This window comes from Methylomarinum sp. Ch1-1 (genome assembly GCF_030717995.2).
Classification (GTDB): Bacteria; Pseudomonadota; Gammaproteobacteria; order Methylococcales; family Methylomonadaceae; genus Methylomarinum; species Methylomarinum roseum.
In genome coordinates, this window is record NZ_CP157743.1 from 816,662 (window position 1) to 836,212 (window position 19,551).

Here is a 19,551-nt window from a genome sequence, read left to right on the forward strand (position 1 = left end):
ATATAGTCCTGTAGCCATGGAATTTAGGTGCTGGGTGAATCCCTATAGGCTTGGATGCGACATCCCTGTCGCATACGCTTTTTCCGCAAGCAATCGATAGTAAAAGAAATATTTTCTCAGTATCAAGCTGAATAGTTAGTTCGGAAATTAAGCTCATTCAAACCGATAAGATACTTCGACAAAGGTCTCATCGCTAAGCTGTTCACCTTCGAGAAATTCGTCATTCGATCCCAAATTGTTTTGATGCACCACTGCGAGGTTCAATGTTTGTTTGTCAGCCAATTTAAACGACTTTTGCACGATTAGATCGAGGCGTTGAAAGGCGCCGATCGGGGCTGGTGTACGCAGGTATTGCATTGCGCCGCGATAATAATAAGCGACACTGGTTTGCCATCCCTCGGTAAATCGATAAGAGGCCAGGATATTGGCGGTGTGATGCGGCGCCGAGGCGGCGTAATCGATATGGCTGCCATCATCATGATCGATATTGATCCAGGAATAGCCCATGTGCAGCAAGGTTTGTTGATTCGGCTGGTAATCCAGTTGCAATTCGGCGTTCAGGCTGTTGGCCACATTGGCGCTGGTATATTCTAAAACGGGTTCAGAGGCATTTGGCAAGACGAATTGAGTCAATCTGCGAAAGCGCTGATGGGCCAGTTTGATATCGGTCGTCAAGGTGTGATCGAAGAATTGGCCATGATGACCGGCTTCAACGGAGATTACCTCTACCGGTTTCAGGGTGCGTTCGGTTCTGACTCTGACCGGTATGATCGAATGGACCGTTTTTTGCACGTCGAGGTTTTGCTCCCCGATAGTCGGCATTCTAGAAGCTCTCGATAACATCACCCGAAAACTGTGCTGATCGGACCATAAATAATTCAGGGCGATTTTCGGTGAGACATCGATATCTGTATAGGCGTTTTTTTCCAGTAACGCGCCCAGATTTAGGATGAAGTCATCGAGAAAAGTCCATTCGATGTTGCCGAACACTCGATAAAGCACATTGCTTTTGTCATCACCGTCGCCTAACCATAGCGGCAGACGAGTGCGGTCCAAACGACTGCCGACGCCCCACATCATCCTGGCCTGGTCGAACGGTTGAAAAACATGCTGCAATTCGAAATCCAATCTTTCGGTCAACGTAAGATTGTCGATCGGCATTCCCAGCGATTCGAATCGCTCGTCCTTTTCTCGTCTGATATGAGTCAGGCGCAAGACGAGTTGTTCATCGGCGCTTTTCAGATGAGTCCAGCGAAAACTCTGTGACAACAGGTTGGCTTGGGCGCTGCGCCCGGGATCGGCCGGATCGCCCTTATCCCCGACATTGCTCTTATCTTCGCTGTAGCCGAAGTTGTATTGCAAGACATCCCGGTCCGTTAAGCGATAATCGAAACGGCTGCTCAAAGCATCGACACGTCGAGCATCATACAGTCCCTCTAGTCCGTCATCCTGTTGATGCAGAAAACTGAGGCGATAACTCAAATCACGCCAGCTCCCGCCATAGCGTCCCATGCCGCGGTAATAGTCGTTGCTGCCGGCGCGGAACGAGGCTTTGCCGCCCTGATCATGAGCGGTGTCGGTGGTGATGATATTGATCACCCCCAAAAAAGAATTAGGGCCGTAGGTCGCCGAATTGGGGCCGCGAATGACCTCGATTCGTTCGATATCCTCGATCAGCAGCGGATAATCGTCCCAGGTGACACCGCCGAAGCTGGCATTGTAAATGGAATGACCGTCCACCAATACCTGCATGCCTCGCGCCAGCTCATCGCTCATGCCGTGGTAGGTCGCCGCAGCTAAATGGCCGCGTCTGTAGCCGACCTGCATGCCGGGCACGAGGCGGAAAAGTTCGACAATTTCCTTCGTCCCGCTGGCCTTGATCATGGCCTTGTCGATCACCGTCACCGCCGCCGGCGCGCTGGCCAAGGGTTGTTTCAGGCGGGTTGCCGTCAATACGGCCGGGGCGTCGGCGAGGAAGAAGTCGTCGGCATCCTGATATGGCTGTTGTTGATCGGCTCGAGACAGAGGGCTGCCGAGCGCGGCCAACAGGCCTACAATCCGGAGCATTATTGGTCTTTCTGTCGGCCGACGCCGATGCTTTCCAGCAGCATCAGGACAACGCCGAGCGTAATCGCCGAGTCGGCAATATTGAAGGCCGGCCAATGCCAGTCTCGGTAATAGATATCGAGAAAATCGATGACATAGCCGTAAGCGAGGCGATCGATTAGGTTGCCGAGGGCGCCGCCCAAGACCAGCGCCAAGGCGATCGCCAGTAAGGTTTCATGTTTTTGCAAACGAGACAGCCAGATCGTCAACACCGCGCTGATGATCACCGCCAGCGCGGCAAACAACCAGCGTTGCCAGCCACCGGCCTCGCTGAGCAGGCTGAAGGCGGCGCCGGTATTATGGACATAGGTGAGATTAAAATAAGGCAGCACGGCTATGGATTCATACAAACGCATCGAACCGGCAACAATCAGTTTACTGCCCTGGTCCAACAGCAAGGCCAGCAGGGATAACCATAACCATTTAAGCATGTTAAATTTCTTGCAATCTTAGCGGAAAAATCATTGTTGGCGTCAACGTAACTATTCAGTATAAAAATGCTTTTACTATCAGCCGACCCGGTGGATGCGCTCCGCTTATCCACCCTACGAATGGGGGTGAGTAGTGACAGGCATGTAGGGTGGATAAGCCTGAAGGGCGCATCCGCCAAAGATGCTCAGTATCAAGCTGAATAGTTACCCGTCAATAAGCCACAGAAGTAGTGATGATGGGTTTCGCTACGCTCTACCCATCCTACGCCAGTTAGGCGAAATGGCGTACTTCCCCGTCGCCGGCGATGTTCTCGACGCAGCGGCCGCACAATTCGGGATGTTCGGCATCGGCGCCGACATCCTCGCGTTGATGCCAGCAACGCACACATTTAGCGTGTTGCGACGCCGTCACTTTCAGTTTGACGCCTTCAAGATCGGTTTGCACGGCATCGTCCGGGCATTCCTGGTCAGCGAAAACGCGGGCGGCGGAAGTGATGAAGACAAAATGCAGCTCGCCGTCCAACTGATTCAGCGCCGAGGCATAGCCTTCGTTGCAATACAGTGCGACTTCGGCGTTTAACGAGGCGCCGATGGCGCCTTGCGAACGTAATTGTTCGACTTCCTTGCTGACCACGGTCCTGACGGCCATAACCTTGTCCCAGGTGTCACGGGAAACGGCTGCGTCTTGATCCATCTCGAACATGCCGTCATACCAGGTTTCCAGGAAAGCCGATTCGCCTCTGTCGCCGGGAATATATTGCCAGATTTCATCGGCGGTATAACTGATGATCGGCGCCAGCCAACGGGTTAGCGCCTCGATGACATGATACATCGCCGTTTGTGCGGAACGGCGCGGAATGCCGTCGGCTTTGGCGGTGTATTGGCGGTCTTTGATAATATCCAGATAGAAACCGCCCAGGTCAATCGCGCAGAAATGATGCACTTTTTGATAGACCTGTTGGAATTGATAACTGTCATAGGCCTGCTTGACTTCTTCTTGCAGACGCCAGGTTCGGTCGACGACCCAACGGTCCAGCGCCAACATGTCTTGTTTGGCGACGCTATGTTGGGCGGGGTCGAAGCCGTTCAGATTGGATAGCAGGAAGCGGGCGGTGTTTCTGAGGCGTCGATAACCGTCGGAGGTGCGAGTCAGAATCTCATCGGAGACATTCATCTCGCCGCGATAGTCGGTCGCCGAGACCCATAGACGCAACACGTCGGCGCCCAGCGATTTCATCACCGATTGCGGCGCGACGACGTTGCCTTTGGATTTGGACATCTTCTTGCCTTCCGCATCGACGGTGAAGCCATGGGTCAGCACCGCCTTATAAGGGGCGGCGTCGTTCATCGCCGTCGAGGCCAATAACGAGGACTGGAACCAACCTCGGTGCTGGTCCGAGCCTTCCAGGTACAAGTCGGCCGGGAAGTCCAGTTGATCACGTCTGTTCAGCACGCAGGCATGGGTAACGCCGGAATCGAACCAGACATCCAACGTATCCTGCATCTTGTCGTAATGTTCGGCATCGGCGCCGATCAGCTCCGCCGCATCGAGCTCGAACCAGGCTTCTATGCCCTTTCGTTCGACGCGCCGGGCGACTTCCTCGATCAGTTCGGCGCTGCGCGGATGCAGCTCTCCGCTTTCCTTGTGAATGAAGAACGCGATCGGCACGCCCCAGGTGCGTTGTCTGGAAATACACCAATCGGGACGTTTCTCCATCATGCTTTCGATACGCGCCTGTCCCCAGTCGGGAATCCAGGCGACCTGTTTGACTTCATTCAGGGCGGTTTCGCGCAGGCGGTTTTTATCCATCGAGATAAACCACTGCGCGGTGGCGCGGAAGATGATCGGCGTCTTATGCCGCCAGCAGTGCGGGTAACTGTGCAATAAGGCCTCGTGATGCAACAGCTTGCCCCTCTCTCTGAGAACCTCCAGCACATGGTCGTTGGCGCTGAACACATGTTCGCCGGCGAACAGTTCGGTGCTGGGCAGGAATACGCCATTGGCGCCGACCGGATTATCGACCGGCAATTGGTATTTAAGGCCGACCGCATAGTCTTCCTGACCGTGGCCGGGAGCGGTATGCACCGCGCCGGTGCCGGCGTCGACGGTGACATGGTCGCCGAGGATCACCGGCACCCGACGGTCATAGAAGGGATGTTGAAGCAACTGGTTTTCCAGCACTTCCCCCTTGCAATAGGCAATGACATGATAGTCGTCGATGTCGTAGCGCGCCATCGCGTCTTTCAGCAGTACTTCGGCGATCAGCAAACGTTCTTTACGGCCGTCGGTTTCACATTGCACGACGGCGTATTCCAGTTCCGGATTAACCGCCACTGCCTGATTGGCGGGCAAGGTCCACGGCGTCGTGGTCCAGATCACGACCGACAGCGGCCCCTCGCCTTCGTGTTCGGGCACATGGTGGCAGCCGGCCAGGAAGGCGGCATCGTCGACGACCTGAAAACGGACATCGATCGCCGGAGAGTGTTTGTCTTCATACTCGACTTCCGCCTCGGCCAGCGCCGAGCCGCAATCGGTGCACCAGTGCACCGGTTTGGCGCCTTGACTCAAATGGCCTTTGGCGGCGATCTTGCCCAGCGAACGGATGATGTCGGCCTCAAAGGCGTAATCCATGGTCAAATAAGGATTGTCCCAGTCGCCGAGTACGCCCAGACGAATGAATTCGTCTTTTTGCATCTTCACCTGTTTGCCGGCATAGTTGCGGCATTCCTTGCGGAATTGGGCATGGCTAACCTTGGCGCCGGCCTTACCGACTTTTTTCTCCACCATCAACTCGATCGGCAGACCATGGCAATCCCAGCCAGGCACGTAAGGCGCATCATAACCGCTCAAGGTTTTTGCTTTAATGACGATGTCTTTCAGGACTTTGTTGACCGCATGGCCGATATGTATCGCACCGTTGGCGTAAGGAGGGCCATCGTGCAAGATGAATTTCGGACGCCCGGCGCACGCTTCCCTGATTTTCCGGTATAACGCCTTGTCATTCCATTTTTTCAACATTTCCGGCTCGCGCTGCGCCAGATTGCCTTTCATCGGAAATCCCGTTTTAGGTAAATTGAGTGTTTTTTTATAGTCCATCGTCATGTTTTGTTTAAATCAGCAAAAATCTTTTTAGCCTGCAGCACATCGCGATCGATCTGCTGTTTTAGTTGTTGCAGCGACTGAAAACACATTTCATCCCGTATTTTCCGTTTGAAATGCACTTCGACATAAGCACCGTAGATTTCCCGGTGAAAGTCAAACAGGTGCGTTTCCAGAATCACCTTGGCGCCGCCATCGACGGTTGGCCGGGTGCCGACATTGGCGACGCCGACATATTCCTGGTCGTCGATCCCGGTCATCGTGACCGCATAAACGCCGATGATCGGCGTGTTGTTTCTGAACATTTCGATATTGGCGGTCGGAAAACCGATGGTTCTGCCCCTTTTATCACCATGGGCCACTCTACCGCAAACCGAATAATCTCGCCCCAGCATTTTCGCCGCCAAGGCCAGGTTGCCCTCTCCCAGCGCGTCGCGTATCAGCGTGCTGCTGATGCGCATGCCGTTCAGCTCGTAGGAGTGGGTGTCTTCCAATTGAAAGCCGAAGTTTCGCCCGGCTTCCTTGAGCATCGCAAAATTGCCGCGCCGAGCCTTACCGAAATGAAAATCGTCGCCGATCACCAGGTATTTCACGTTCAACTTGGCGATCAGTATGTCTTTGATAAAGTCCTCGGCCCGGTAATTCGCCAAGTGTCGGTTAAATCGCAGCACCAGCAGTTGATCGACCGGTAGTTTGGCGAACTGTATCGTCTTCTCCCGCAGGCGAGTCAGTCGTGAAGGCGCGTTTTCTCCGAGGAAATATTCCAACGGCTGCGGCTCGAACAACAGCACGACCACCGGCAGCCCCAATCTTTTTCCGTGCGCCGCCAGTTTTTCTATGACCGCACGGTGCCCCAGATGCAATCCATCAAAGTTGCCTATCGTCAACACACAGCCATGCTGCAATGGTTCTAGATGAGCCAGGCCCCTGATTAACTGCATGATTATCGGATAATTTGAAAACCGTTCATTCTACCATTAACTTGTCAAGCCTAGAAAGTTAAACACAAATCTGCTAATGAACTGAATTTTAGGCGCCGAAAAAAAATATTGCGCCCAATTGCGCGAGGCTTCGGTACAATCACCGATTGACAATATAGCAGAGTGGATGGGCCCGGCGCCATCCGTCAGCAGGGCAGCGATGATCGATAGCATCTATATAGAACAGCATATTCTCCAACATCCGCGGGTCAAGCAGATTTGCGCCCGCTTTCCCGACGCACGGCAAATCCTCTGCCGTCGCTACGGCGAAGTCTTTAATCCGAAAGCGCAAAATTTCCGCCTGCAGAAACAGCGCCCGGCGCTGATTCTGGCGGAAAAATTCAAGCACTTCGTGCTGCCGGCGCCGCCCGGCTACGGCATCGGGGCGAAACATAATTATTATTTTTCCCATATGCTGAACTGTCTGTACGATTGCCGCTATTGTTTTTTACAGGGCATGTACCAATCGGCCAATTATGTATTGTTCGTCAATTATGAAGATTACCAGGACGAAATTCGCCGCATCAGTCGGCAACATAAGGATGAAGCGGTGCATTTTTTTTCCGGCTACGATTGCGATAGCCTGGCTTTCGAGCCGGTGACCGGTTTTGCCGAACATTTTCTGCCGTTGTTCGAGACCTTGCCGAACGCGTGGTTGGAATTGAGGACGAAAAGCACGCAAATCAGGACGTTGCTCAACCGGCCGGCCATGCCGCGCTGCGTGGTGGCCTTTAGCTTGGCGCCGGAACAGGTCGCGGCCAAGGTGGAGCATAAGGCCCCGCCGCTGCAGCGTCGTCTGGAGGCGATGCGTAAGCTTCAGCAACAAGGATGGTCGTTGGGGCTGCGTTTCGATCCGCTGATTTATCAACAGGGCTATCAACAACAATATCAGCAATTATTTGATCAGGTCTTCGAGGTGATCGACGTGGAATCGCTGCATTCGGCCAGCTTGGGAGTGTTTCGTTTGCCGGAAAAATATTTCAAAAAAATGCATAAGCTTTATCCACAAGAAAAGCTGTTCGCCAGTCCGCTGCAGACTCAGCAGGGCATGACCTCCTATCGCGCGGAGCTTGAACAGGAAATGATGCAGACCTGTGGCGAATTGCTGCTGAACTATATTCCGGCCGATAAGTTTTTTCCATGCACACTGTAAGTCGAACCATACTCGTCACCGGCGCCAGTTCCGGCATCGGTCGGGCGACCGCCAGACGCTTGCTGGCGTTGGGTCATTACGTCATCGGCAGCGCCAGAGACTGCCGTTGCTTTACCACCGAACATCCTCGCTTTAGCGGCTATACATTGGATTTTTCCAAGCCGGACAGCATTCCGCAGCTGGCCAGGCGACTGCAACAAGCTTATCCGGCCCTGGATATGGTGGTCTTTTCCGCCGGATACGGCCAGTTCGGCTCGTTGGAGGAGTTTTCCTTTGACCAGATCGAGCGGCTGATGATGGTCAACTTTACCGGTCAAGCATTGTTGACTCGGGCCCTGCTGCCTGAATTGAAGCGCCAAGAACGCTGCAACTTGGTTTATATCGGCTCGGAGGCGGCCTTGCAAGGTAGCCGCAAAGGCAGCATCTATTGCGCCAGCAAATTTGCCTTAAGGGGATTTACTCAAGGTTTGCGTGATGAATGCGGCAATAGCCGCGTCAGGGTGTCGCTGGTCAATCCCGGTATGGTGCAAACGCCCTTTTTTGACGACTTGTCGTTCATGCCGGGCGAAGGTCAAGGACAAGTGCTGCAGGCCGACGATGTGGCCGACGCCGTGACTTATATCTTAGAGGCGGCAACTCATATGGTGGTCGATGAAATCAACCTAAGCCCAGCCAATAAGGTGATTAAGTTTAAGACGAAAGGCCGACAATAATGTTTATTGACAGATAGATCGCATGATTTCCAGAACCGTCGTTTATTGCGCTTATTATTTAAAGAACGCGCGTCGCTATAACCTTGTCAAGCGTCTGTTCTACGATCTGTTGGAGAATCCGGACAGTCGGGCGAAAAAACAGTTCGACGTGTTTATGATCTTTTTGGTCATGTTCAGTGTTTTTGTGCTGGTTTATCGTGTCGAGCATGAAGTCGGCAGGCTCGGGGAATATTTGGAGCATGGCGTCGTGACGATATTTATTATCGAGTACTTGCTCAGGGGGTGGCTTTATTCCGATTCGCATCGGATCATTATCGAACATTACGAAAAAGCGCAGTATCTGAATATCCGTTTCAGTTTATCGCGGGCGCTGAGACAGGCGATGGACAAAAAACTGCATTATGTTTTTTCGCCGTTGGCGATCATCGATTTACTGGCGATACTGCCCAGTTATCGGTCGTTGAGAATTCTGCGTATTTTTTTGATCTTCCGTCTGTTCAAGCTATTCCGCTACTCGAATAGCATCAAGGTATTTGCCGATGTCTTAGCCAGCAAACGCTTTGAATTGATTACCTTGATGGTCTTCATGGGCTTTTTAGTGTTTATCGCCAGCATCGGCATTTACTTGTTCGAGAACAAGGTTGCTGGAGGTCATGTCGATAATTTATATGATGCGCTGTATTGGTCCATCGTGACTATTTCCACCGTCGGTTATGGCGACATCGCTCCGCAGACCGTCGGCGGCCGCTTGGTGACCATTTCCTTGATTCTGACCGGGCTGGGCGTGCTGGCCTTTTTCACCTCAATTATTGTCGCCGCCTTCAGCGACAAGATGCTGGCCCTTAGAGAAAACAGAACGACTTCGGAATTGGAGCGTTTTAAGAGTTTCATTATCATCTGCGGTTACGGCCGGGTCGGGCAGGAAATCGCCCGGCAGTTGGCTAATGACCGACAGAATTTCATCGTTATCGATAAAGACGAAAGCAATATCAACCTCGCCAGACAACAGGGCTTTCTGGCCAATCTGGGCGACGTGAACAAGAACGATAGCCTGGTCAAGGCCGGCATCAAGCGAGGCGCGACGGCGGTGTTATGCGTAACGGGCGATGATGTCACCAATGTCTATATCACCCTGAGCAGTCGACAACTGAATGCGGATATTCAGATCATTTCTCGCGCCAATCAGCCTGAAAATATCGATAAATTTTATCAGGCCGGCGCCGATAATGTGATAGAACCGTTCGCGACCGCCGGCCTGCTGGCCGCCGAATATATTGGTCAACCGGTGGCTTTTGAGGTTATTTTCGGCATACTGCAAGAACAAAAAGATGTGCGCTTGGAAACCATTCGAATTAGACCGGATTCGATGCTGGATAATGCCCAAGTCGGAGGCTTTGACTTTACCGGCATCAGGCTGACGCTGGTTGGCGTGATCAGCGCCAATCCGATCCATTTGAAGCATAGGAACAAGTATCCACTTAAACAACAGCATTTTTATTTTAATCCCGATCCCCATTTCATCTTGCGGGCCGGGGATATACTCGTGGTGTTGGGACGGCAATATAGCATCGAGCATTTTCGCGACCAAATCGAACAGAAACGATTGTTGAAAAGGAATAAAGTATGAGAAACATCGTCGTTTTCGGTTATAACCGCTTGTCGATAGAAGCCTTGAAACGCCTGGATACCGAACGCCATAACGTTATTATCGTCGAACAAAGCGAAACGGCGATCGAGTCGGCAACGGAAAAAGGCTATGCGGTCGCGACCATCGATTTTCGCGATGATGAGGATTTAAAGTCGATAGGCCTAGGCAAACATATCGATACGATTTTTTGTTTTTTAACGGAAGATTCGGAAAATGTATTCTTGACGATTTCGGCCCGGGCGATCGATCCGGCGCTGCACATCATCGCCATCGTCGAAGATCCCGATGCCGTTGACAAGCTGATCGCGGCGGGCGCCAATAAGGTAATCGATCCCTATCAGATCTGTGGCCGAAAAATACATGAATTGATCAAAAAACCGGATATTACCAATATCATCGATCACACCGTTTTCGGTCGCCAGGACTTGAACATCGCCGAAGTCGTGATTCCCGAAAACAGCGTATTGGAAAATATTCATAGCAGCCGACTAAGATTGAATGAAGACCATAATTTGATTTTAATTGGTATCATAGACAAGGATTTGGGGGAAGACCTGCATTTTGCCACCGGCGAACAGGATTACTTGTTGAATGCCGGCGATACCCTCGTTATTTTAGGCCCCTCCAGGGACATCAGAGCTTTTAAAAAAGAAGTCGCCCATGTTGAATAAAATTAAATTTAATCCCCGAACCTGGTTTTTTATCGGTTTTTTTAGTTGTTTTAGCATGCTAGCCATAGGTGCCTATTTTCAATTGATCATGGATCTGGAGCCCTGCCCGCTTTGTATTTCGCAACGCATCGCCATTTTTTCGACCGGCCTCGTCTTTTTGGCCGCTTGTATACACAATCCGGTGGCGACGGGGCGGAAGATATACGCGATACTCGGCGCCGTGGTCGCTCTGGCGGGCGCCGCGATATCCACCCGTCATGTCTGGCTGCAGAATCTACCGCCGGAAGAGGTGCCGGAATGCGGTCCCGGATTGTCCTATGTTTTTGAACACTTTCCGTTGACGGAAACGATCAAGCTGATGCTGAACGGCACCGGTGAATGCGCCGATGTGCTGTGGACCTTCTTAGGCCTGAGCATTCCCGGCTGGACACTGATCGCCTTTCTGATGCTGGCCGCGGTCAGCTTGCTGCAATACTGGAATGACAACACCTTGACACCTAGAGGCCTAGACGATGAATAAATACTTATTAGCCTTATGTTTCCCCTTATTGTTTGCATCGATAGCCGGCGCGCAAACGCCGGATGGCTTGCAGGCGGCGATTGACGGCGAGCGGCGCAGCGCCGCAAACAAGGCTCGCGACCAATATCGTCACCCGGCCGAGACGTTGACATTTTTTGACGTGAAAGACGACATGACCGTCGTTGAAATCTGGCCCGGCGGCGGCTGGTACACGGAAATCCTGGCGCCGTACCTAAAAGGCCGGGGACAGTTGTATGCGGCGCATTTCTCGGCCGAGTCGACCGTTCCCTATTTCAAAAAAAGTCTGGCCGCCTTCAAAGATAAAATCGCCGCCGAACCCGAAGTCTATGGCGAGCTTAAACTGACCGTTTTACAGCCGCCGCAAAAACTGACGATCGCCCCCGAGGGCAGCGCCGATCGGATCTTGACCTTCAGGAATGTGCATAATTGGATGAAAAGTGGTCAGGCGGAAACGGTTTTCAAGGCGATGTACCGGGCCTTGAAACCGGGCGGTTTGCTGGGTGTTGTCGAACACCGCAGTCCGACCTATATCACGCAGGATCCACAGGCCGTCTCCGGCTATGTGCGCGAGGATTATGTGATCGATTTGGCCGAAAAAGCCGGTTTTAAGTTGCTGGATAAAGCCGAAATCAATGCCAATCCGCAGGATACTGGCAAACACCCTAAAGGGGTTTGGACCTTGCCGCCGACATTGAGGCTCGGAGAGACGCAACGGAACAAATATCTGGCCATCGGTGAAAGCGACAGAATGACGCTGAAATTTATCAAGCCGGACTATCAATAAATCAACAACCGCCCTATTCAGCAAATGATGCCGAATAGGACAGTATTTTTTCTTCAAATATACGGATTCAATATGTGTTTTAGTGCCAATATGTCACTTGGTTTAGGCCTGGTCGGGCTCGCTGCATCAGGCGTCACCTACAGGGATAAAAGCGAACCGCTGTGGGTGCGGGTTGCCCGCTCCTATGCGATTTTACATTTTTCGATGATGGAGTTTATTCAATTTTTCGCTTATCCGGTTGCCGATCAATGCGGCTACGGAACGAATTTATTTCTCAGTGAACTATCGACCTACCATATCAGTCTTCAGGCTTTGGCCATCATGCCGGCGCTGGCCACCTATTCTTCGGACAAGGGAGCATTGAAAAAAGCCTTTATGATCGGGATGACCTTAAGTGGTTCATTCTTGGTTTTTAGCTTCTTGCCGACTAGCTGGCAGCTGTTCGACATTAATCCGAACTTCATCGGCGATATGATTGCCTGTTTGTTCATGGGCGAATATCACATCGGTTATCAAATTCCCAGCGCTTTCGGCTTGTTGGTCACCTGGGGCTCTTTATTCGCGCTGGCCGTCAGCGGTTTCCTGTGGAAAGACAACTGGAAAATCGCTTCCTATCATTTCGGCATGGCCATCATGACTTTGTTCATGCCGCAATGGCTATTCGGCGTCAGCACCGGCGAAGCGGCGGCGATGTATTGCTTTTACTCGATCCCGATCACCGCCAGCTTCATGCCGTACTTCAAGAGATTCTTCTCCGCGCAGTCGCAACAACAGCAAGCCGGCGAGTTGGCTTATAAGAGCAGCGAGTAAGAATAATTAAAGCCGAATCCTTCCTGTGCTTCATGAGCTTCATGGTGAGGAATACGGTTGGTGCGTGTTTCCGCTATTTGGGCGGATCCGCTGCGCTTGATCCGTCCTACGATTGGCAATGATTCGACTAGACGCGACCATGGAGAACATCAAGAGCATGAAGATTGATCGACTTACTGTCTTCCTGTGCTTCATGAGCTTCATGGTGAAGAATACGGTTGGTGCGTGTTTCCGCTATTTGGGCGGATCCGCTGCGCTTGATCCGTCCTACGATTGGCAATGATTCGACTAGACGCGACCATGGAGAACATCAAGAGCATGAAGATTGATCGACTTACTGTCTTCCTGTGCTTCATGAGCTTCATGGTGAAGAATACGGTTGGTGCGTGTTTCCGCTATTTGGGCGGATCCGCTGCGCTTGATCCGTCCTACGATTGGCAATGATTCGACTAGACGCGACCATGGAGAACATCAAGATTGATCGACTCGTTGTCTTCGTGTGCTTCATGGTGAATAATACGTTCTTGGCGAACGGGCAAATAACATTTTCCCGTTTTTATTTTACAATCTTGTAGCAAGGCACATAGGCTTTGCCCGGCAGTTTCATGCGCTGTTGATCGACGAACGCGCTCAATAACCTGTCCACAGGCTCCATAATCTCCGCATCGCCTTTGATTTCAAAATGACCGTACTGTTCTATCGCTCGTATGCCCTCATCTTTGACATTGCCGGCCACGATTCCGGAAAATACCCGGCGCAGATCGGCCGCCAGTTGATGCCTCTCCTGGTTTTTGTGTAATTCCAGGTTAGCCATATTTTCATGCGACGGCACAAACGGCAGCTGAAATTCAGGGTTTATTCTCAACAACCAGTTGAAATAGTAGGCATCGTCTTTTCTATGGCGAAATTCGCGCACCTGACGCATGCCTGTTCTCATTTCCCTCGCCACCCGTGCGGGATCATCGATGATGATTTTATAGCGCTGCTGCGCTTCAAAGCCCAAGGTGTCGCCGATAAATTGATTGATCTGTTTGAAATATTCCAAGGCGGAGTGAGGGCCGGTAAAAATCAACGGAAACGGAATTTCACGGTTATCAGGGTGCAACAGAATGCCGAGCAGGTAGAGTATTTCCTCGGCCGTACCGGCGCCGCCGGGGAAGACGACGATGCCGTGGCCGGTGCGCACGAATGCTTCCAATCGTTTTTCGATATCCGGCAGAATCACCAGGTCATTGACGATCGGGTTGGGCGATTCGGCGGCGATGATGCCCGGCTCCGAGATGCCGATATAATGGCCGTTGTTGATGCGCTGCTTGGCATGGCCGATGGTCGCGCCCTTCATCGGTCCCTTCATCGCGCCCGGCCCGCAGCCAGTGCAGATATTCATGCCCCGCAAGCCGATCTGGTAGCCGACCTCTTTGGTGTAATTGTATTCCTCGCGGGAAATGGAATGTCCGCCCCAGCACACTATCAGCTTTGGTTCCGTGCGTGGACGAATGATGTTGGCGTTGCGGAGGATATGGAATACCGCATTGGTGATGCCTTCGGAATTGTTCAGGTCGAACTTGGGATTGTCATTGATTTCATCGCTGACATAAACGATGTCGCGCAACACCGCAAATAGATGCTCCTTGATGCCCTTGATCATATAGCCATCGACAAAGGCATTGGCCGGCGCGCCGGTGACTTCCAATTTGATGCCACGCTCTTCCTGAATGACTTGGATTGAAAACGAACGGTAACGCTCAAGCAATTCCTTGCCGTCATCCATGTAATTGCCACAGTTCAGCACCGCCAGAGAGCAGTTATGCAACAAGCGATACAAGCCGCCCTGGCTAGTGTCCAGTAGTTTATTTACTTCGGCTTTCGAGAGAACGGCTAGCGGCCCTTCGGGCGAGACTCTGGCGTCAACGGTCATTTCTGTCATGGCAATTTTTTCCTTAAAGGTTATCTACAGAGTTTAGCCCGGATAATCGGACGAGGGAAAGCTCTGGCGTGGAAATCGGTTATAACGACCGCGGATGTCATCTAGCCACGGCTTAACTCGTTCCCAAGTTTTAGAGGGGGGGGATTATACAAGGCAGTCTTGGATTGTTCTGGGATTATCCGGTAGCGGCAACGATTGCCGGTGATTGTCGAGTATTTTTTTGTAAGCAAACAACGGTGATTTCTGTTTTTCCGTCTGATCACTGCAGAATTGTGTCAATTGACTGAGTCAGTATGGTAAATGCCATAAAATCAATGCTAAGAGTATACGGCTAAGCCGATTTTCCGGTATTTCTGTTTGGCCAAAAGATATACATAACAAAATCCATGCCGATTTCGGCGGCATATTGTCGCGCGACACTATGCCACATTTCAATTTTCGCCATCCGACGCTAAACTTTTTTGCAACTCTTGTATGCGACCCTTCCAAGCGGGAACTAGAGTTGAAAACCCTTCCTCTGATGCGGCTTTGCGGCCGCATTCTTTTTTGTTATCTCGCGATATCCAAAGGAGCAACAGATGGCATATGAATATCTGGATCTCGAAAACAAACTGTATATTCCGACACAGAAACTGCTCGATCAGATTCAATTGGATTTAGCCGGGCTTTTTACGATGATTCGTCAAGGCGCGATCGATGCTCATAATAGCCTCGCGGTCCTGGGCAGGGAATGGTATGACGACCCGATCGCAACGTCGGAGCGTTGGTATAACCAGGCGGTCGCATACGGCGCCGATCTTTATGCCGTTTTTTTTGAAAAATGGCTGCCTCAGGCCGAGCAAAGCTATGATCAGATGCTGCTTGCCGCGTCAGAGTTAGCGACGCAGACGCTCGATAACGTCGACTATATCGTCGAAAATCCGGAACAGGTAAGCGCCGAAGCCATAGCATCGATGACGGAAAGCCTGACAGCGGCAGGTCATTTATCGGCGGAACTGGTGGAGGACTTACAAAACAAAAGCGAGGAAATCATTGCCTTGTTAATGGAACAGCCATTACAGACCTTGGAAACGGCCACTATGGAATTATTATCCAGTCTGCTCAATGCCTATTACGAACTGGCGACAACGATATTGGCAAGCTTGTGAACAGCCGTCGGAAGCTATTAAGCCGTCGTTGACGGCAAAATAGACTCACTAGATTTAGACCTTATTCTTCCGTTTCGCAGCAACTTGCTTCATTAATCTGTTGCCGGTATTTATGCAGATAAATGCCGGCAACCACGCCGACGCCAAATAGCAAAACAGGATGTCTGGCCGCGCCCCCTAGGATGCGAGCGCCCAGACCGCTACCGGTGGCGATTGCTCCGGCCTTGACGGCGCCCTTGGCGCCATGATTCGCGTGTGAACTCATCATAATTCTCGATAATGGATTAGTGTTTATCGGCTTTTTCTTCCGGCTTTAATTCCTCGGCATTAATCAGCCTGTAAATATTTTTGCAGCCTTCGCAGCAAAAATGCAATACCTGATTGTCTTTGGTTAATTCGGTAAAGATATTCAGCTCAACAGGCAGACTGCACAATGCACAGGCTTTGGGCGCTTGTTCTTTCATTGTTATTCAGACTCATTACCGCATAGTCGCGGCTTAGTTGCAACCGTATCGTTAACCGTGACAGATGATCGGTTTATCACGATGCATGGCGCTTGCATTACCGGTGCGCATGTCAATAATCGTTAGGACATTCTAACCGCGGATAAGCAAAAAACACAAACTCCGCTGTGTTAGCAGCAATTCCCATATCATCAGTTTGAGTATTTTTGCAGGGTTTAGGGCATGGGATGTGTCTGTCGAGGAGCGCCGTTCACCCAGCACCTAAATTATCCAGGAATGTAAAATATAGTCCAGTAGACATGGAATTTAGGTGCTGGGTAAACCCATCCCTGGGGGCTTGACGGCAGCATCCTTGCTGCCGACATCCTCGCCAAACACACCCCATGCCCTTTTTGAACGCCAAAGTGGGAATTGCTGCTGTGTTAGCCGGACAACGCTGAAGTCATTTTAACGATGATAATGGTTGAAAACTGTGATGATTTCTTCGCAGGAAATCGTGTCGTGGTCATGAGCCAGGATAAACTCCGCCAGTTGCATAACCGCTTGCCAATAACTAGGCCGATTGATAAAGCGGTAGGCTTGCATGAATAGTTCCTGCATTTTCTTTTTTTGCCGCGATGGCGAACCGATGAAATATTGTAAATAGGTGGTGGCTTTTTTGACATCGGAACAGCCGCCGTAGTGTTTCAAGGCGTTGCAATTGACCAAGTTTTGATTGAACACTTCTCCGTCACGTTCGGCGACATATTTCGCTTCGGCTAAAGGGCCGACCAGCAAATTCATCACATCCGCTTCATAGGCGCATTGATAACTGTGTTTATCGGCATCAGAGAGATCGGCTAGGTTATCGATGACGGTGACGGGCAAATTTTGTATTAGTTGTCCGTCAATCACCTTGGCGAACAATTGCGCGTTATTTTCAGCCGGCTTGCTGACCTGAATTTCAAAATAAACCGGCGGCAGTTTTTTTTGGCGGTTGCCAAAATAGATGGCGGCGGCATGTCCAGCTTCATGGAAGGCTGTTTGTGCATACAGTTCCAGGTTATCAATTTGGATGGCATCGGTGGTGTGATAATTTCTTTCCATGGGCACCTCGCAAAAAAGCGGCCCGAAGGGCCGCAGTAGGAAGGATGGTAAAACTCAACTTCTCCGAGGAGGGAGCAGCGATAAGAGTTGGGTAAAGTCTAGCGACAAGACTCTGTCTTGAATATGTGACATAGTGTCGCGCGACAATATGCCGCCGATTGTGGCAAGAAGTTTGCAATGTATGCTGGGTTTGCCTGGCTGAAATGCGCTAGATGGGTATCTTGAGGGCTGAAAAGAACGAAAATTGGGTGATATGCCCTATTTAACCGAGTCATATCCCCTAGTTTTGTATTGCCGAGTCGATCAGCCCTTTTTTTCTCTGATGAGCGGCGGAAATTAGTTGAAAATATTTTTTCAGATGAGGGGCGGTGGTTGCCGGTTTATATGGGATGCTGAATCGTGTTGTCCAGGATTTCTCAGCGTTCGATCTGAGACATATGCGATTTTCCCGAGCAATAGGCAAAAAAAATGCGGCCTGAGGCCGCATTAGTATAGAAGGATATATAAAAAAACTCTCTATCCCAGGAGGTTGGGAGCGCATTCAAGAGTTGTGCGTAGTTTATAGCGCAATGACCATGTTGAAAATGTGGCATAGTGTCGCGCGACAAATTGTCGCTATCGCGATGACGATCAGTTGCGAGCAGGCTATGCCAGTTCGCTGAGCAGCATGGGTTTTTCCACCCCCCAGCCTTGCGCATAATCGACGCCTATTTCGTGCAGCAAGGCGTGGATTTGATCGTTTTCGACATATTCGGCGATGGTTTTCAATCCTAAACTATGAGCGATCTCATTCATCGAGCGGACGATGGCGACATCGGTGCTGTTGTTGAGCATGTCTTTGACAAAGACGCCATCAATTTTCAGGAAATCGACATCCAGGCTTTTCAAATAAGAATAGGATGAATAGCCGGAGCCAAAGTCGTCTAAGGAAAACTTACAGTTGTAGCGTTTGATTTGTTTGATGAACTGTTGAGTGAAATAGACGTTTTCGGCGGCGACGGTTTCGGTGACTTCAAAGGTGATTTTTTCCAACGCTATATTGCTGGAGGCCAGCGTGTTTTTTAAAAAAGCCAGAAAATCTTCGCTATTCATCGATTCGCCGGACAGGTTGATCGAGAAGCCATCCAGCGCCTCGAAGACTGAGGGGTGTTGTTCTATCCAGGCTAAAACCGTCAACACCACCCAGCGGTCTATTTCGGACATGCGCCGGCAACGTTCGACGGCCGGGATAAAATCGTCAGGGGCGATGACCTTGCCGTTTTCATCTTTGACGCCAAGTAGGATTTCATAATGGCAGTGAGCCTTTTTTTGCGGATCGATTGCGGCGATTTTCTGGCATCTGATGAACAGGCGGTCATTGTTGAGGACCTGATCGATGCGCCCGGCCCAGTCATGGGTATTGAGTTGGGACTTCAACATCTGATCATTTTTCTGGAATATGCGGATGCTGTTGCGACCCGCGTTTTTTGCCGAAAGCGTGGCCGAATCAACCTTTTGCAGCAGGCTGGCGATGTCGTAACTATTATCGTTGAAAGGCAACATGCCGATACTGGCGCCGATCGCATAACTTTTATCCCGCCACTCGAAATGACTGTCGATGAGCCGGGATTGCAGTTTTCTGGCCATATCATAGGCGGCTTCGGCGGAGCAGTTTCTCAATAATATGGCTAGCGTGTTATCGCCGAGGCGGGCCAGGATTTGTCGATGATGCAGTTGGTTTTTCAATAAGTCGGCCAACTGTTTTATCAGTGCTTCGCCGCCGGCCAGGCCGCAGGTATTGGTGATCATGCGGAAGTCCTGGATCTCGATATTGCAGAGCACATACTGGGCGCCGTCGAGTCTGGACAGCTCTCTTTTGAACTGTTTGATAAACTCTTTGTGATTGATCAGCTGAGTCACCGGATCATGAGTGGCGTTATAGACCAGTTTTTCATGCATTTTCTGCAGCATGGTATGAGTTGCACGGTCCATGACCGGCACATCGAGGCT

At 51.1% G+C, this 19,551-nt stretch carries 17 protein-coding genes; 8 read left to right on the forward strand and 9 right to left on the reverse strand.

What is annotated here, in order from left to right; all coding sequences use genetic code 11:
* Window positions 1-153: 153 nt before the first annotated feature.
* From Q9L42_RS04075 to ribF, 4 genes are all read right to left on the reverse strand, one after another.
* A complete protein-coding gene (locus Q9L42_RS04075) occupies window positions 154-2,067 on the reverse strand; it encodes a TonB-dependent receptor plug domain-containing protein (protein ID WP_349432011.1) in 1,914 nt (637 codons plus the stop codon).
* Window positions 2,067-2,537 (reverse strand): signal peptidase II, encoded by a 471-nt coding sequence (gene lspA, locus Q9L42_RS04080; RefSeq protein WP_305909699.1) that lies wholly within the window; start codon window positions 2,535-2,537, stop codon window positions 2,067-2,069. Before lspA ends, Q9L42_RS04075 begins: the two co-directional genes overlap by 1 nt.
* A 271-nt stretch (window positions 2,538-2,808) precedes the next feature.
* The gene (gene ileS, locus Q9L42_RS04085; RefSeq protein WP_349432013.1) at window positions 2,809-5,640 is read right to left on the reverse strand and encodes an isoleucine--tRNA ligase; all 2,832 of its coding nucleotides are present in this window, start codon (window positions 5,638-5,640) and stop codon (window positions 2,809-2,811) included.
* Window positions 5,637-6,578, reverse strand: a complete 942-nt coding sequence (gene ribF, locus Q9L42_RS04090) for a bifunctional riboflavin kinase/FAD synthetase (protein WP_305909698.1) — start codon at window positions 6,576-6,578, stop codon at window positions 5,637-5,639. Before ribF ends, ileS begins: the two co-directional genes overlap by 4 nt.
* 199 nt (window positions 6,579-6,777) lie before the next feature.
* Here ribF and Q9L42_RS04095 point away from each other — a divergent pair, with 199 nt between their 5' ends.
* From Q9L42_RS04095 to Q9L42_RS04125, 7 genes are all read left to right on the forward strand, one after another.
* Window positions 6,778-7,770, forward strand: a complete 993-nt coding sequence (locus Q9L42_RS04095) for an SPL family radical SAM protein (RefSeq protein ID WP_349432015.1) — start codon at window positions 6,778-6,780, stop codon at window positions 7,768-7,770.
* A complete protein-coding gene (locus tag Q9L42_RS04100; RefSeq protein ID WP_305909697.1) occupies window positions 7,758-8,483 on the forward strand; it encodes an SDR family oxidoreductase in 726 nt (241 codons plus the stop codon). The genes Q9L42_RS04095 and Q9L42_RS04100 overlap by 13 nt, the downstream gene beginning before the upstream one ends.
* 22 nt (window positions 8,484-8,505) lie before the next feature.
* Entirely contained in the window at window positions 8,506-10,110 is a 1,605-nt protein-coding gene (locus Q9L42_RS04105; protein ID WP_305909696.1) for an NAD-binding protein, read from the forward strand.
* On the forward strand, window positions 10,107-10,802 hold the full coding sequence (locus Q9L42_RS04110) for a potassium channel family protein (protein ID WP_305909695.1): 696 nt from the start codon (window positions 10,107-10,109) through the stop codon (window positions 10,800-10,802). The genes Q9L42_RS04105 and Q9L42_RS04110 overlap by 4 nt, the downstream gene beginning before the upstream one ends.
* Entirely contained in the window at window positions 10,792-11,322 is a 531-nt protein-coding gene (locus Q9L42_RS04115; RefSeq protein WP_305909694.1) for a disulfide bond formation protein B, read from the forward strand. The genes Q9L42_RS04110 and Q9L42_RS04115 overlap by 11 nt, the downstream gene beginning before the upstream one ends.
* A complete protein-coding gene (locus Q9L42_RS04120; RefSeq protein ID WP_349432018.1) occupies window positions 11,315-12,127 on the forward strand; it encodes a class I SAM-dependent methyltransferase in 813 nt (270 codons plus the stop codon). Before Q9L42_RS04115 ends, Q9L42_RS04120 begins: the two co-directional genes overlap by 8 nt.
* 72 nt (window positions 12,128-12,199) lie before the next feature.
* Window positions 12,200-12,937, forward strand: a complete 738-nt coding sequence (locus Q9L42_RS04125; RefSeq protein ID WP_305909691.1) for a DUF5765 domain-containing protein — start codon at window positions 12,200-12,202, stop codon at window positions 12,935-12,937.
* A 556-nt stretch (window positions 12,938-13,493) separates the two neighbouring features.
* Here the strand turns inward: Q9L42_RS04125 and ppnN are convergent.
* Entirely contained in the window at window positions 13,494-14,864 is a 1,371-nt protein-coding gene (gene ppnN, locus Q9L42_RS04130; protein ID WP_305909690.1) for a nucleotide 5'-monophosphate nucleosidase PpnN, read from the reverse strand.
* 578 nt (window positions 14,865-15,442) lie between these two features.
* Between ppnN and Q9L42_RS04135 the strand changes: the two genes are divergently transcribed.
* Window positions 15,443-16,012, forward strand: coding sequence for a hypothetical protein (locus Q9L42_RS04135; RefSeq protein WP_349432021.1), 570 nt, complete (start codon window positions 15,443-15,445; stop codon window positions 16,010-16,012).
* Window positions 16,013-16,073: 61 nt separating this feature from the next.
* Here Q9L42_RS04135 and Q9L42_RS04140 read toward each other — a convergent pair whose 3' ends face one another.
* The 4 genes from Q9L42_RS04140 to Q9L42_RS04155 all read right to left on the reverse strand — a co-directional run bounded on the left by Q9L42_RS04140 (window position 16,074) and on the right by Q9L42_RS04155 (window position 19,533).
* Window positions 16,074-16,277 (reverse strand): hypothetical protein, encoded by a 204-nt coding sequence (locus tag Q9L42_RS04140; RefSeq protein WP_349432023.1) that lies wholly within the window; start codon window positions 16,275-16,277, stop codon window positions 16,074-16,076.
* A 19-nt stretch (window positions 16,278-16,296) separates the two neighbouring features.
* Entirely contained in the window at window positions 16,297-16,476 is a 180-nt protein-coding gene (locus tag Q9L42_RS04145; protein WP_305909686.1) for a heavy metal translocating P-type ATPase metal-binding domain-containing protein, read from the reverse strand.
* Between the two features lie 447 nt (window positions 16,477-16,923).
* Complete coding sequence (locus tag Q9L42_RS04150) at window positions 16,924-17,562, reverse strand: hypothetical protein (protein WP_349432025.1); 639 nt, start codon at window positions 17,560-17,562, stop codon at window positions 16,924-16,926.
* 645 nt (window positions 17,563-18,207) lie between these two features.
* A complete protein-coding gene (locus tag Q9L42_RS04155) occupies window positions 18,208-19,533 on the reverse strand; it encodes an EAL domain-containing protein (protein ID WP_349432732.1) in 1,326 nt (441 codons plus the stop codon).
* Between the last annotated feature and the right edge of the window lie 18 nt (window positions 19,534-19,551).